17 protein-coding genes are annotated in these 12,370 nt (G+C 68.9%); 7 read left to right on the top strand and 10 right to left on the bottom strand.

Annotated features, from left to right (window positions below):
* Window positions 1-268, bottom strand: a 268-nt coding sequence (locus tag VHL31_RS24375) for an SDR family NAD(P)-dependent oxidoreductase (RefSeq protein WP_329663850.1), incomplete at its 3' end; no start/stop codon positions are given.
* A gap of 399 nt (window positions 269-667) precedes the next feature.
* On the opposite strand from VHL31_RS24375, the gene VHL31_RS24370 reads away from it, so the two are divergent.
* Window positions 668-886, top strand: coding sequence for a hypothetical protein (locus VHL31_RS24370; protein ID WP_329663849.1), 219 nt, complete (start codon window positions 668-670; stop codon window positions 884-886).
* Window positions 887-908: 22 nt separating this feature from the next.
* Here the strand turns inward: VHL31_RS24370 and VHL31_RS24365 are convergent, their stop codons facing one another.
* The 6 genes from VHL31_RS24365 to VHL31_RS24340 form a co-directional block, all read right to left on the bottom strand.
* Window positions 909-1,535: a Smr/MutS family protein gene (locus VHL31_RS24365; protein WP_329663848.1), complete on the bottom strand. Its 627-nt coding sequence runs from the start codon at window positions 1,533-1,535 to the stop codon at window positions 909-911.
* Window positions 1,536-1,544: 9 nt separating this feature from the next.
* Window positions 1,545-2,240, bottom strand: a complete 696-nt coding sequence (locus tag VHL31_RS24360; protein WP_329663847.1) for a LutC/YkgG family protein — start codon at window positions 2,238-2,240, stop codon at window positions 1,545-1,547.
* On the bottom strand, window positions 2,237-3,649 hold the full coding sequence (locus tag VHL31_RS24355) for a LutB/LldF family L-lactate oxidation iron-sulfur protein (RefSeq protein ID WP_329663846.1): 1,413 nt from the start codon (window positions 3,647-3,649) through the stop codon (window positions 2,237-2,239). Before VHL31_RS24355 ends, VHL31_RS24360 begins: the two co-directional genes overlap by 4 nt.
* Window positions 3,650-3,668: 19 nt before the next feature.
* A complete protein-coding gene (locus VHL31_RS24350) occupies window positions 3,669-4,457 on the bottom strand; it encodes a (Fe-S)-binding protein (RefSeq protein ID WP_329663845.1) in 789 nt (262 codons plus the stop codon).
* A 72-nt stretch (window positions 4,458-4,529) separates the two neighbouring features.
* On the bottom strand, window positions 4,530-5,735 hold the full coding sequence (locus VHL31_RS24345; RefSeq protein ID WP_329663844.1) for a murein transglycosylase A: 1,206 nt from the start codon (window positions 5,733-5,735) through the stop codon (window positions 4,530-4,532).
* Between the two features lie 5 nt (window positions 5,736-5,740).
* On the bottom strand, window positions 5,741-6,466 hold the full coding sequence (locus VHL31_RS24340; RefSeq protein ID WP_329663843.1) for a Tim44/TimA family putative adaptor protein: 726 nt from the start codon (window positions 6,464-6,466) through the stop codon (window positions 5,741-5,743).
* Window positions 6,467-6,644: 178 nt separating this feature from the next.
* Here VHL31_RS24340 and VHL31_RS24335 point away from each other — a divergent pair, with 178 nt between their 5' ends.
* The 3 genes from VHL31_RS24335 to secB all read left to right on the top strand — a co-directional run bounded on the left by VHL31_RS24335 (window position 6,645) and on the right by secB (window position 8,453).
* Window positions 6,645-7,142: an FxsA family protein gene (locus VHL31_RS24335; protein ID WP_329663842.1), complete on the top strand. Its 498-nt coding sequence runs from the start codon at window positions 6,645-6,647 to the stop codon at window positions 7,140-7,142.
* A 105-nt stretch (window positions 7,143-7,247) separates the two neighbouring features.
* Window positions 7,248-7,811: a histidine phosphatase family protein gene (locus VHL31_RS24330; RefSeq protein ID WP_329663841.1), complete on the top strand. Its 564-nt coding sequence runs from the start codon at window positions 7,248-7,250 to the stop codon at window positions 7,809-7,811.
* 135 nt (window positions 7,812-7,946) lie between these two features.
* Entirely contained in the window at window positions 7,947-8,453 is a 507-nt protein-coding gene (secB, locus tag VHL31_RS24325; RefSeq protein WP_329663840.1) for a protein-export chaperone SecB, read from the top strand.
* 55 nt (window positions 8,454-8,508) lie between these two features.
* Here secB and VHL31_RS24320 read toward each other — a convergent pair whose 3' ends face one another.
* The 3 genes from VHL31_RS24320 to VHL31_RS24310 all read right to left on the bottom strand — a co-directional run bounded on the left by VHL31_RS24320 (window position 8,509) and on the right by VHL31_RS24310 (window position 10,250).
* On the bottom strand, window positions 8,509-8,739 hold the full coding sequence (locus VHL31_RS24320; RefSeq protein WP_329663839.1) for a hypothetical protein: 231 nt from the start codon (window positions 8,737-8,739) through the stop codon (window positions 8,509-8,511).
* A gap of 63 nt (window positions 8,740-8,802) precedes the next feature.
* Complete coding sequence (locus VHL31_RS24315; RefSeq protein ID WP_329663838.1) at window positions 8,803-9,345, bottom strand: TIGR00730 family Rossman fold protein; 543 nt, start codon at window positions 9,343-9,345, stop codon at window positions 8,803-8,805.
* A 29-nt stretch (window positions 9,346-9,374) separates the two neighbouring features.
* Window positions 9,375-10,250: a branched-chain amino acid aminotransferase gene (locus VHL31_RS24310; RefSeq protein WP_329663837.1), complete on the bottom strand. Its 876-nt coding sequence runs from the start codon at window positions 10,248-10,250 to the stop codon at window positions 9,375-9,377.
* A 145-nt stretch (window positions 10,251-10,395) separates the two neighbouring features.
* Here VHL31_RS24310 and VHL31_RS24305 point away from each other — a divergent pair, with 145 nt between their 5' ends.
* The 3 genes from VHL31_RS24305 to VHL31_RS24295 all read left to right on the top strand — a co-directional run.
* Window positions 10,396-10,884, top strand: coding sequence for a MarR family winged helix-turn-helix transcriptional regulator (locus tag VHL31_RS24305; RefSeq protein WP_329663836.1), 489 nt, complete (start codon window positions 10,396-10,398; stop codon window positions 10,882-10,884).
* Window positions 10,881-11,576, top strand: coding sequence for a response regulator transcription factor (locus VHL31_RS24300; RefSeq protein WP_329663835.1), 696 nt, complete (start codon window positions 10,881-10,883; stop codon window positions 11,574-11,576). The genes VHL31_RS24305 and VHL31_RS24300 overlap by 4 nt, the downstream gene beginning before the upstream one ends.
* Window positions 11,567-12,370, top strand: an 804-nt coding sequence (locus tag VHL31_RS24295; protein WP_329663834.1) for a HAMP domain-containing protein, incomplete at its 3' end; no start/stop codon positions are given. The genes VHL31_RS24300 and VHL31_RS24295, both read left to right, overlap by 10 nt.

Below are 12,370 nucleotides of genomic sequence, written 5' to 3'. Positions count from 1 at the left end.
CCAGCGCATGGAGCTTGCCGAAGGTGGAGTCGGCCGCGGCCGTCACCTGCCGCACCGCGTCCAGGTCGCCCAGATCGCCTGCCACGAACACCGTGCGGCAGCCTCCCGCACTGAGATCCTTCGCAACCGCCTCGCCCCGCTCCCTGTTGCGGCCGGACAGGACCAGGCCCGCCGCTCCCCGTTCGGCGAAGAGCCGCGCGGTGGTCTCTCCCAGGCCCTGCGTGCCGCCCGTGATGATCGCGATCCTGCCGTCCAACGTGCGCTCCATCTCCTGCCTCCCCGGCCATTCGTGCTTGTCCGGGAAGGCGGTAGCACCGGCGACCGGGCTGTTCCATGGCCGACATGGAACGGGAAGCCGGCGGGCCAGTCCGCAGGCTTGCCGCTTGCCGGCCTTCGCGATCGCGCGCAGACGAGCGATAGAAAATGGCTCCCGGCCTGGCCGGCACTGCGTCCTGTCCCGGCTGCAGGGGTGTCGCTTGCGTTGATGATGCTGAAGAAAGAGTTAAATGAACCGTTGAAGAACTCATTCATCAGGATGAAGTCAGCAACGCTATTCTTTTACCATGAACTAGCTGTCACATTTCTGTGACAACTTGAGCTGCCGGGTATGAGCGCATTCGGCCAATGCTTGCATTGTTCGTTCGGAAGCATATTTTGTCGTTGACTGATGATTCACGGAGTCAGGCAGGTGGTTGTTCAGGAAGCGAATGAAGATGCGGCTAGTCAGCCGGCCCCATTGGCGGCCGGCCAGCGCGAGCATGACGAGCAGAAATTTCGTGTGGTGCATACGAGCGGCGAGATGATCGTCTCGACGATTGCCGAGGCCAAGGAACTGATGTCGAAACTGCCCGGCGCCCGCGTGTTCTGCGCCTGCGCCCTGTACTGAGAAGCGGGCGTTCGGCCGGCGCCTAGTCGAGGCGCCTGCGCCGGATCAGCACATAAAGCGCACCTGCGCCGCCGTGGTGGGTCTTGGCCTGCGAATAGGCCAGGACCTTGTCGCGCATGGGGATCTCGTCCAGCCAGCGCGGCGTCATCGTCCGGAGGATGCCGACATCGGCGGTCCCGCGGCCAGTGATGACCAGCACGCAGCGCGAGCCCACGCGCCAGGCGTGGTCGATGAAGGCCACGAGCCGGTCATAGGCCGCGATCTGCGTGAGGCCATGCAGGTCGAGGCGCGATTCGATCACCATCTCGCCGCGATGCAGCCGCTGCCAAGAGCGCCGGTCGATGTCGACGGGGCCTGTGCGGTCGGCCCGCCGGGTAGCGCGCCTGGTGACGGCAGGGAGTGGCACCGGCCTGGGGCTGACCGTCACCGTCGGGGTGGGCTTGCTGGCCGATGGATCCTGCTTCGCCGGTGTCTTTTTCGCCTGCTTCTTTGCCTCGACCGGCGGACCGGGACTCGTGACGGCGGCGGGCGGTGCAGCCGGAACCGGCAGAGCCGTCAGGGCAGGATCGCGCTCCAGCGGCAGCACGTCGCGCACATGGTTGCGCCAGAGCGCCGCCTCGTCGGCAGAAGGCAGGCGGGGTCGGCGCATCGTTCCGGATCAGGCCGGGCCGAGGTCGTCGACCAGCAGCACCTGCAGCCGCCTGGGGCCATGCGCGCCCAGTTCCAGCTTCTGGGCGATGTCGCCGGTCCGGGACGGCCCGGTCACGAAGTTCACCGAGCGGGGCGGGCTGCCGAACGTTGCCCGCAGCCTCTGCCAGGCCTGCTCGTAGGCGCCGTGGATCTCCGCGGTCGGCAGGACGATCAGGCTGTTCTCCGGCAGGAACGCCATGAGCGTGGGACGCTCGGGCGAGGAGCACAGCATCAGCGTGCCGGTCTCGGCGACGCCGGCAAAGGCCAGGGTCAGCCCGACCGCGTCGGTTTCCTCCGGATCGCCGAACCGGACGCGGAGCAGCGGCTGCCGCTCGAAGCCGGCACGCCGCAGGAGCGGGTCCGGCACCGCCACGATCTTCTGCGGCAGGTTGTGGCGACGCAGGAACGAGGCCACGGCACCCGGCACGTCGCCCAGCGTCGGCAGGCGCTCCACCTCGGCCTGGACGTTGCGCGCCATCGTCGTGAACAGCTCGATCCGTCCTTCAAGGTCGAGCTGGCCCCGGGCGGGAATGAGGTTGGGGGTGGGGTGGAAGACGCGCTGCTCGACCGCGGCGATCGCCTCCGCCTCACGCTCGGGCGTGCGGTCGTAGATCTCGCGAAGCCGTCCCAGGATCGCGTCACGGCCGCGGCTGCTGGCGGTCAATGCCGGGTCCCCTGGCGCTGCTTCCATTGCTGCATGAAGGTCCCGCCCTGCGGTGCCGGCAGGTCGCGGCTGGCGGTCCAGCCCTTGGCGAGCGGCAGGGAGGCGAACTTGCCGCGCTTTTTGCCCACAGCACCCAGCAGGCCCATCGCGATCCGCGTGGCCATCCGGTACAGGGCCGGCCGCTTGGCGACGAAACCCCAGACGTTCAGCCCGTAGCGATAGGTGGCCGGCACCAGCTGGCGCTTGAACTGCTCGTCACGCCAATGGCGCATCAGGTTGGGCAGGGGGATCCGGACCGGGCAAACCTCCTCGCAGCGTCCGCAGAAGGTCGACGCGTTCGGCAGGGTGTGGGCCTGGTCGATGCCCACGAACTGCGGCGTCAGCACCGAGCCCATCGGCCCGACATAGACCCAGCCATAGGCATGGCCGCCGGCCGCCAGATAGACCGGGCAGTTGTTCATGCAGGCGCCGCAGCGGATGCAGCGCAGCATGTCCTGGAACTTCGACCCGATCATCCTGGTGCGGCCATTGTCGAGCAGCACGACATGGAACTGCTCGGGACCGTCATGGTCGTCCGGCCGCTTCGGACCGGTCATCACTGTCGTGTAGGTCGAGAACTCCTGGCCGGTCGCCGAGCGGGCCAGCACGCGCAAAAGGGTGAACGCGTCCTCCATGGACGGGATCACCTTCTCCAGGCTGGCGATGACCACATGGACACGTGGCAGGCCCTGGGTCAGCTCGGCATTGCCCTCGTTGGTGACGGTGATGGCCGAGCCGGTCTCGGCGATCAGGAAGTTGGCGCCGGTGATGCCGACATCGGCCGCCAGGTATTTCTGGCGCAGCACGGTGCGAGCCTGACCCACCAGCTCGGCGGGGTCGTCCGTGCGCGGCAGGTGGTGCGTCTCGGCGAAGAGATCGGCCACCTGGTCCTTGGTCAGGTGGACGGCGGGCCCCACCAGATGCGAGGGCGGCTCCTTGCGCAGCTGGATGATGTACTCGCCGAGATCGGTCTCGACGGGCGTGATGCCGGCCGCCTCCAGATGGTCGTTGAGGCCGATCTCCTCGGCGATCATCGACTTGGACTTGGTGACTGTCCTGGCGTTCACGTCCTGGCAGATGCCCTGGATGATGGCACGGGCCTCGGCGGCATCGCGTGCCCAGTGGACATGGCCGCCGGCATCGAGCACCCGCGCCTCGAACGCCTCAAGATAGAAGTCCAGATGCTCAAGTGCGTGGTTCTTGATGTCGCGCGCCTGGTCGCGCAGCTGCTCGAACTCAGGGAGACGCTCGGCCGCCAGGATCCGGCCGCGCTGCCAGCCGGTCTTGATGCCGCCGAGCGCCTTTTGCAGGTTTGCGTCGGCCAGGGCGCCGGTGGCTTTGGCCTGGAAGGCGAGGCTGGTGGGCTGCACGTGACTGGACTCCAGATGATCAGGTGCCGGCCGGGCGGCCGATGGGCGGCGCGCTCAGGTCGCCTGCAAGGACCTCGGCGACATGCCGGACCTCGATGGGACTGCCCTGCCGCTCGAGCTTGCCCGCCATGTTCATCAGGCAGCCCAGGTCGCCCGCCAGCAGCAGTTCCGCACCGGTGGCGGCGGCGTCCTGCACCTTGTTCTCGACCATCCTGGTGGAGACCTGCGGGTACTTGACGCAGAACGTCCCGCCGAAGCCGCAGCACACCTCCGGCTCGGCCATCTCGACGAGCGTCAGCTTCTCCACGCCCGCCAGGAGCCGGCGCGGCTGGCGCTTCACCTTCAGTTCGCGCAGGCCCGAGCAGCTGTCGTGGTAGGTGGCGGTCCGCTCCAGGCTGGCCGTGACCTTGTCCACCCGCATCACATCGACCAGGAAGCTCACCAGCTCGTGGCAGCGCCCGGCAAATTCCCTGGCACGCGCGGCGGTGGCCGGGTCGTTCTCGAACAGGTCGGGCACATGGGCGCGCAGCATCCCGGCACAGGAGCCCGAAGGTGCGACGACGTAGTCGTAGCCCTCGAACGCGTCGAGAAGCCCGCGGACCAGCGCCTCAGTGGTGGCACGGTCGCCGGAGTTGAAGGCCGGCTGGCCACAGCAGGTCTGCGCGTCCGGCACCTCGACGATGCAGCCGGCATCTTCGAGGAGCTTGACCGACGCAAACCCCACGGAAGGCCGGAACAGGTCGACCAGGCAAGTAACGAACAGGCCGACCCGCGGCCGGGCTGGCGATGACGATTCGGCGGAACTCATGGCGCGGACCTTAGAGCGTTTTCAGCCGGCGGGGAAACAAACGTCCGGTACGGAGCGGGACAAGGCCGAGGGTCAGCCGACGGGCTGGATCCCGTTCGGCAAGAGGATCCAGAGGCGGCCTCCGCTCTTCATCGGCCCGGCGATCCGCTCGGCCGGCGGGCCCACGCCCACGAACAGGTCGGCACGCACCGCGCCCTTGATGGCACCACCCGTGTCCTGGGCCACCGCCACGGTGCGCAGCGGCGCGCCGCCGACCTCCGGCGGATAGCTGGTGTCCAGCCACATCGGCGCTCCCAGCGGCCAGAAGGACCGGTCGACGGCGAGCGAGTGGCCGGCCGTGAGCGGGATTCCAAGCGCACCCGGTGCACCCTGGTCGTCGGCCAAGTCCGGCAGCGTGCGGAAGAACACGTAGGACGGGTTCTTCCACATGAGTTCGTCGGCGCGCTCGGGATGGGCTTCCAACCAGGCGCGGATCGTCTGCAGGGAAATCTGGTCCTGGCTGATCTCGCCCGCCTGCACCAGATCGCGCCCGATCGGGCGGTAGAGCCGGCCGTTCTGGTCGGCATAGCCGACCCGCTGGACGCTGCCGTCCGGCAGGCGGACGCGTCCCGAACCCTGAATCTGCAGGAAGAACTTGGCGACCGGGTCGTCGACCCAGAGCAATTCCAGTTGCTGGCTGGCGAGCACGCCCGAATCGATCGCCGCCCGATCGGGATAGAGCGTCAGCTTGCCGTCGACGACCTTGCCTGCGATGCGCCGGCCCTGCAGGTCGGGCGAGAATTCGCCGAGATCGACCGAGACCAGATCGACCGGCCGGGCATGCAGGGGCACGCGGAAGCGCGCGGTAGGCGTCGGCGACCCGTTCAGGAGCGGCTCGTAATAGCCGGTGATCAGGCCATCCGGCTCGCCGTCCTGCGTGATCGCAAAAGGCCGAAAATTCTCCTCGAAGAACAGGCGGGCTGCCGCATCGTCGCCCGGCGGCGTCGAGCGGGCCACGCTGCAGGCATCCTGCCAGGCGGCAATGATCCCTGCGAACGACTTGCCGCCGAACTGGGCGCTCGGGTCGGCCTTCTCGATCCGCCCGCATCCGGCGACGAACGCCTTCAGGCCGGCCGAGGGGGCCGTGCCTGGCCAATCCGCCAGATCGGCAAAGGCGACCGGCTCCAGCGCCATGCCGCGGTCGATTTCCGGCGCGCGCTCGGGCGCACAGGACAGGAGGCCGAACAATCCGATCACGGCCAGCCCGACCCGCAGGCGGCCCATCCCGTTCACCCGCACGCCCCTCACTCCGGCGGCGTGGCGGTCTCGGTGAGCAGCCAGTTGGGATCGCGCGAGCGCACGTCGCGCTCGAAGGTCCAGAGGTCCACGACCTCTTCGGGCCTGGCCGGATCCCCGCCGATCACGCGGCCGGCGGCGTCGCGGGTCACGTTGATCTGCCGGCTCATGAAGCGCAGCGTGATGCGGGCGTTCCGCCCGACCAGGGCGGCATCCACGATCTCGGCCGAGGGCTCGGCCATGATCTCGGTCACGAGCTGCTCGCCGGCTGCCTCGCGCTGGTCGATCGCGGCCTTGAAGTTGCGGAACACCTGGTCAGCCAGCAGGGGACGCAGGGTCTGCACGTCCCCCTTGGCGAAGGCGTCGACGATCATGCCGAAGGCCGACGTGGCGCCCGGCACGAAGCCGGCAAGGTCGAAGCTGCGATCGGCCGCCTGGATAGCCGCCAGGCCTGCCGAGGCCGTCGGCGCGACATTGGCGCCGGGCAATTCCGGCGGGGCGGCATCGACCGCCACGGGGTCCGGCATCCGGCGGCCACGGTCAGGCAGGTTCACCACATTGTCCGCATCCGGCTTGACCTCGGCACCCCGCGCGCGCGCCTCGGCCTCCCGCCGCTCCAACGGGTTGCGTTCCAGCCCGGTCCGACGGCCCAGCACGCTGCGCAGACGATAGGCGATGAACGCCGCCACCATGGCGAAGAAGAGGATGTCGATGTAAGCGAAACCGTCGGACATGTTACCTGTTCGTCGCCAGTGGCGGGGGTGGAACATCGGCCCGGGCCGGGCCGGCGGGAAGAGTCCCGACGTCCGTCCGAACCGGATGAATGACGCCACGGTTGCGGTTGCACCATGGAAGATGGACCCGGTTCCTTCCATCATATATGTCGCGATTGCCGAAGACAAAGCGCCTGACTTGCCGATCCGACTCCTTCCGCTGATTCCGTTCGCATGGTTCGTGCTCGAGGTCGTCCTGCTCGTCGAGGTAGGGCAGGCCATCGGCGCGCTTGCCGTCGTGGGGCTGCTCATCGCGGCCGGCCTGGCCGGCAGCCTCCTGCTTCGGCATGTCGGCACGAGCGTCGTATCGTCGCTCCTGGCCCAGGATCCTCGCGGGCGATCGACCATCGACCGGCTGCGCTCGGCCGGGTGGCAGGTGGCGGCCGGCATCCTCCTGATCGTCCCGGGTTTTGCCAGCGATGTCGTGGCACTGGCGCTGTTCCTCCCCCCGGTCCGACGGCTGCTTTCCTCCCTCCTTCCCCGCCCCGCCAACCTGCGCACGCGATCGGTCGTGATCGAGGGCGAGTTCCGCGACGTGTCCCCGCAGGACGAGCCGCCGGCACGGCTGCCGCCCGATCGCGACCGGACGCCGCGTGAACCCCATGACAATCCATGGTCGGACCGGGACACCCGCTAGGTTGCCCCGTTGCCTCGCCGCATCTCCGGCATGGGCGGGCGCTGAACCCCTGCCGCGTCGCCAGCGTACCACCTGTACCCGACCGACCAGTCCCTGGACCTGCCGATGCTCCTGATCCGCCATGCCCAGTCCGAGTGGAACTTCCACTATGGACGGACCCGAATCGATCCCGGGATCCCCGATCCGTCGCTGACCGAGCTTGGCGTGGAGCAGGCATGGGCGGCGGCCGAGCGGCTGGCGGGACGGGAACTGGCGGCGGTGGTGGCCAGTCCCTACCGCCGCAGCCTCCAGACGGCCGCCATCATCGCGGGACGGCTGGGCCTCGGCATCCGGGTCGATCCGCTGGTGCGCGAGCGCTGCGCGTTTTCCTGCGACCAGGGCAGCGTGCCGGCCGACCTGCAGCGCCTGTGGCCGGACCTGGCGTTCGATCACCTGCACGATTGCTGGTGGGGCGAGGTCGTCGAAAGCCATGCCAGCATCGAAGCCCGGGCGGAGAGCTTCCGGCAGGAGGCCGCCGCATGGCCGGACGAAGCGCGGACCCTGGTGGTCTCGCACTGGGGCTTCGTGCGGGCATTGACCGGCCTGGAGGTCGAGAACGGCGCCATCGTCCGCTATGACCCGGCGAGCGGGCATGCCGGGCTCGAGGACGTCGTGCCGGCAGCCGGTTGAACCGCGGCCGATCTCGATCGAGCCCGTGAAACAGCCGTCGCGACCGGCCGAGGCACCTGCTAGACAGCGCGCAGCCAAGCCGGGCCTTCGAGGGGCACGCTTCCGACCCGGCCACCTCATGGAGTGCCGTCGATCATGACTGAAGAGACCAACGCGAACGGCAAGGCGGCCGAGCCGGCTCAGGCGGCGGCGCCACGGCTCTCGATCGTCCTGCAGTACATCAAGGACATCTCGTTCGAGAACCCGAAGGCCCCGGTGGGCCTGCAGACGACGACCCGCCCCGAGATCCAGATCCGCGTCGAGACGCGGGCTGCCCAGATCAGCAACGAGGGCCATTACGAGGTGGTGCTCGACCTCCATGTCGAGGCGAAGACGTCCGGGGAGACCACGTTCCTGCTGGAGCTGGACTATGCCGGCGTGTTCCAGATCGCGAACATCCCGCCGGACAGCCTGCAGCCGTTGCTCATGATCGAATGCCCGCGCCTCCTGTTCCCGTTCGCGCGCCGCATCGTCGCCGACATGACCCGCGATGGCGGGTTCCCGCCGCTGATGATCGACCCGATCGACTTCGTCACGCTCTACCGGCAGCGGCTCGCCAGCGCAGCCGCGCAGGGAAGCCAGCCGACGACCGACCTCGCCTGAGAGCCGTGCCAGCGGATCGGTCGTGCCCGGTCCGCTGGCCGTACCATTGTCCAGCTTATTCCGGCCGGGCTGCCTGGGGCGGCGGCCGGCCGGTGCGTTCATCATGGTGCTGCAGGCGGCCAGCCGCGCGAGCGACCGGCATGGCGGCCAGCCGTACCTCTTCGGCAGGCGACGGCAATGAACTGCCCCCGGGGAGCCCGACGAGGATAGCCGTGCCAGCCAGCACCATGCCTCCGAGCAGGAGCCGTGAGATCAAGGGGATCACCTGCATCGCCAGCCTCGTCATCCGTCGAGGCCGATCATGCCTGCATCCCCTTAACGGGACGTTAGCGCACTCAAGAAAAAGGGCTCAGCTTCGCGACGCCAGCAGGTCGAGGGCTTCCTGCACGCTCGTCGCGACGGCGGCCAGCTCCAGGGCCGAGGAATCGGCGAAGCCCTCGGCGACCACATGCCGTGCCAGCGCAAGCCAGGGCGTCCAGAAGGCCTGGTCCGGAGCGAGGAGCACGATGGGCTTGCTATGCTCGTCCAGCTGCTTGAGCGTGAGGGCATCCAGCAGCTCGTCGAACGTGCCGAAGCCGCCGGGCAGGACGATGTAGCCGTCGCTTCCGTCGATCAGGCGGCGCTTGCGCTCGAACATGGTGTCGACGACGTCGAGCTGGTTCAGGCCGGGAGCCGCGGCCTCGCGGCCAACCAGATGGCTGGTGATGATGCCATGCACCGAGCCGCCGCTCTCGAGGGTCGCCTGCGCCACGAGGCCCATCAGGCCGACATGGCCGCCGCCATAGACCAGCCGCCAGCCCCGCCCGCCGATCGCGCCGCCCAAGGTGCGCGCCAGCGCGGCATGGGCCGGATCGCGGCCCGGGCGGGAACCGCAGAAGACGGCGACCCGCACAGGACCCGTATCGTTCTGCTCCGCCGGAATCAGGCTGCCACCTTCTGGACACCGCGCGTGGCGGCGTGGAAGTCGTCCAGCAGTTGCTTGGTGATCGGGCCTACCTGGTAGGTGAGGGCGTCGATCGCGCGGACCGGCGTGATCTCCGCGGCGGTGCCGGTCACGAAGATCTCCTGGGCGGTCTCCAGCTCGGCCGGCATGATGTGGCGCTCGACCACCTCGATGCCGCGGGCCTTGGCCAGATCGATCACCGTGCGCCGGGTGATGCCGTTCAGGATGCAGTCGGCGACCGGCGTGTGCAGCTTGCCGCCGATGCCCAGGAAGATGTTGGCGCCGGTCGTCTCGGCGACATAGCCGCGATAGTCGAGCATCAGGGCATCGCCGAAGCCCTTGGCCTCGGCGGCATGCTTGCAGATCGTGCAGATCATGTAGAGGCCGGCGGCCTTGGCGTGGACGGGTGCCGTGTTCGGCGCCGGCCGGTCGTAGATGGCGCGGGTCAGCCTGAGGTCCGAATAATAGGCACCCCACTCCCACACGGCGATCGCCACGTGGATCTTCGACGCCTGCGCCGCCACACCCATCATCTCGCTGCCGCGCCACGCCACGGGACGGACATAGCAGTCGGACAGGCCGTTCTTGGCGATCGTGGTGTTCGTCGCCTCGTCCAGCTGCTCGACGCTGTAGGGCAGCTCGAATCCGAGGATGCGGCCGCTGTCGATCAGGCGTTGCGAATGCTCGCGCAGCTTGAACACCTTGCCGCCATAGGCGCGCTCGCCCTCGAACACCGAGCTTCCATAGTGCAGCCCATGGCTCAGCACGTGGAGCTGGGCGTCGCGCCACGGTACCATCTCGCCATCGTACCAGATCCAGCCGTCGCGGTCGTGGTAGGGGATCAGCGCTGCCATGGTGGCGAACCTCGTGGGGACGGGCCAGGGTACGGACGACAAGAGGAGCGGCCCGTAGACGGTCCGCGCGCTATCACCCGATGTCCCCGGATGTCAACGGACGGCGCCACATGCTAGGGGACGACCTGCACTTGGCAATGGGACCATGAGCACCGGCAACCCCCTTTTCCTTCGCGACGAGGACCTGGACGACGCGATCGTCATGGTCGAGCGGGCCCAGCGGCTGTTCGCCGCCGACGTGGCCGACCTGCTCGCCGGCAAGGGCCTCGGATCGACCCACGACCTGGTACTTCGCCTGGTGGCAAGGCGGCCGGGCGTGGCGATGGTGGATCTCAAGCGGACGATCGCCGCCAGCAAGCAGACCCTGTCGCGCGTGCTGACCGAGCTGGAGTCGAAGGGGCTGGTGGTGCTGGCCCAGGGCGACAGCGACCGACGGCAGCGTCCAGCCAGGATCACCGAGGCTGGCCAGGCGATCCTGGCCGAGGTGGACCAGTTGCGGCGGCGGCGCCTGCGGCGGGTGTTCCGTGCGGTGGGGCCACAGGCGGTGGCCGGCTTCCGGCAGGTCCTGGACGTCCTTCTCGACCCGCCGACCGAGCGCCCGGCCTCGATCGTGCAGGGGACGTTCCGGCGATGAACGAGCCGGGCGAGCGCCATCTGCTCGTGGTGGACGACGACCCCCGCCTGCGCCAGCTCCTGCAGCGGTTCCTGGCCGGCGAAGGCTACCGGGTCAGCGTCGCGGCCGATCTGGCCGAGGCACGCCATGCGCTCGAAAGCGTGATGTTCGACCTCGTCGTCCTCGATGTGATGCTGCCCGACGGGAACGGCATCGCGTTCACTGGTGAGATCCGGCGCAGCCAGGACGTGCCTGTGCTGCTGCTGACGGCACGGGGCGAATCGGGGGACCGGATCGCCGGGCTGGAGGCAGGGGCGGAGGACTACCTGCCCAAGCCCTTCGAGCCGCGAGAACTCTCCTTGCGCATCGCCACCATCCTGCGCCGCTTCAAGCCGCGCGAGACGACGCCAGTCGCGTTCGGGACCTTCCGCTACGATCCGGTGATGAAGGAGCTGTTCGACGAGGACGGCATGGTACGGCTGACCGAGGGCGAGACGGCACTGATCGATTTCCTGGCGGCCCGGGCCGACCGGCCGCTCACCCGCTACGACATCGCGACCGGCGTGGGCCTTGACGGCTCGGACCGGGCGGTGGACGTCGCGGTGACCCGGCTGCGGCGCAAGATCGAGCAGGACCCGAAAGCACCTCGCCACCTCGTGACGGTGCGGGGCGAAGGCTACATGCTGAAGACCGGGGGCGACCGGTGGCCATAAGCGTCGGCTGGGCGCGACGGAAGGCGCCCGCATCCGGCCCGGAGCGGCGCCATGGCGCGGCCGTGATGCCCCGCTCCCTGTTCGGCCGCTCGCTCCTGATCGTGCTGCTGCCGCTGATCATCCTGCAGCTGATCGTGGCCTATGTGTTCTATGTCCGGCACTGGGACACGGTGACCCGCTGGCTGGCCCTGGGGTTGGCGGGCGAGACCGCGCTGATCGTGGACACGATGGAGCAGCGTCCGGAGGAGCGGGAGGCGTTCCTGGACCGGGCTCGCGAGCGCACCAGCCTGGCGCTGTCGTTCCAGCCGGACGCGGACCTGGCGGAGGCCGCGACACTGGCCGGGATCGACGAGAGCAGCGTGCCCGACACGATCCGGGAGGTCTTCAAGGAGAAGCTGAAGCGGCCGTTCCGCCTGGAGCTCAGGGCCGACCAGGACGACCGGATCGCCGTCTGGGTCGCGGCGAACGGCGGCATCCTGCGCGTGCTGGCCGACCGCAAGCGGCTGACCAGCACGACCACCACCCTGTTCATGCTCTGGATGGTCGGCGCCTCGCTCGTGCTGCTGGTGGTCGCGATCTACTTCCTGACCAGGCAGGTCCGCCCGATCCGCCGGCTCGCCGAGGCCGCCGACAGCTTCGGCAAGGGCCGCGACATCGGCGACTTCCGCCTGGAAGGGGCCACCGAGATCCGCCGCGCCGGCCACGCCTTCAACCTGATGCGGCAGCGCATCCTGCGCTTCATGCACCAGCGCACCGACATGCTGGCCGCGGTCAGCCACGACCTGCGCACGCCG

It is taken from the genome of Geminicoccus sp. (assembly GCF_036263595.1).
Classification (GTDB): Bacteria; Pseudomonadota; Alphaproteobacteria; order Geminicoccales; family Geminicoccaceae; genus Geminicoccus.
The sequence above is the reverse complement of the archived record's forward strand: the minus strand, read 5'-3'. Positions and strand labels throughout refer to the sequence as shown.

What these genes read in the sequence shown, in the direction of transcription:
- VHL31_RS24340 (WP_329663843.1), bottom strand. Translation starts at nt 6,466, where the DNA reads ATGTCCGACGGTTTCGCTTACATCGACATCCTCTTCTTCGCCATGGTG.
- VHL31_RS24305 (WP_329663836.1), top strand. Translation starts at nt 10,396, where the DNA reads ATGAGCACCGGCAACCCCCTTTTCCTTCGCGACGAGGACCTGGACGAC.
- VHL31_RS24310 (WP_329663837.1), bottom strand. Translation starts at nt 10,250, where the DNA reads ATGGCAGCGCTGATCCCCTACCACGACCGCGACGGCTGGATCTGGTAC.
- VHL31_RS24370 (WP_329663849.1), top strand. Translation starts at nt 668, where the DNA reads ATGATTCACGGAGTCAGGCAGGTGGTTGTTCAGGAAGCGAATGAAGAT.
- VHL31_RS24365 (WP_329663848.1), bottom strand. Translation starts at nt 1,535, where the DNA reads ATGCGCCGACCCCGCCTGCCTTCTGCCGACGAGGCGGCGCTCTGGCGC.
- VHL31_RS24330 (WP_329663841.1), top strand. Translation starts at nt 7,248, where the DNA reads ATGCTCCTGATCCGCCATGCCCAGTCCGAGTGGAACTTCCACTATGGA.
- VHL31_RS24300 (WP_329663835.1), top strand. Translation starts at nt 10,881, where the DNA reads ATGAACGAGCCGGGCGAGCGCCATCTGCTCGTGGTGGACGACGACCCC.
- VHL31_RS24320 (WP_329663839.1), bottom strand. Translation starts at nt 8,739, where the DNA reads ATGACGAGGCTGGCGATGCAGGTGATCCCCTTGATCTCACGGCTCCTG.
- secB (WP_329663840.1), top strand. Translation starts at nt 7,947, where the DNA reads ATGACTGAAGAGACCAACGCGAACGGCAAGGCGGCCGAGCCGGCTCAG.
- VHL31_RS24350 (WP_329663845.1), bottom strand. Translation starts at nt 4,457, where the DNA reads ATGAGTTCCGCCGAATCGTCATCGCCAGCCCGGCCGCGGGTCGGCCTG.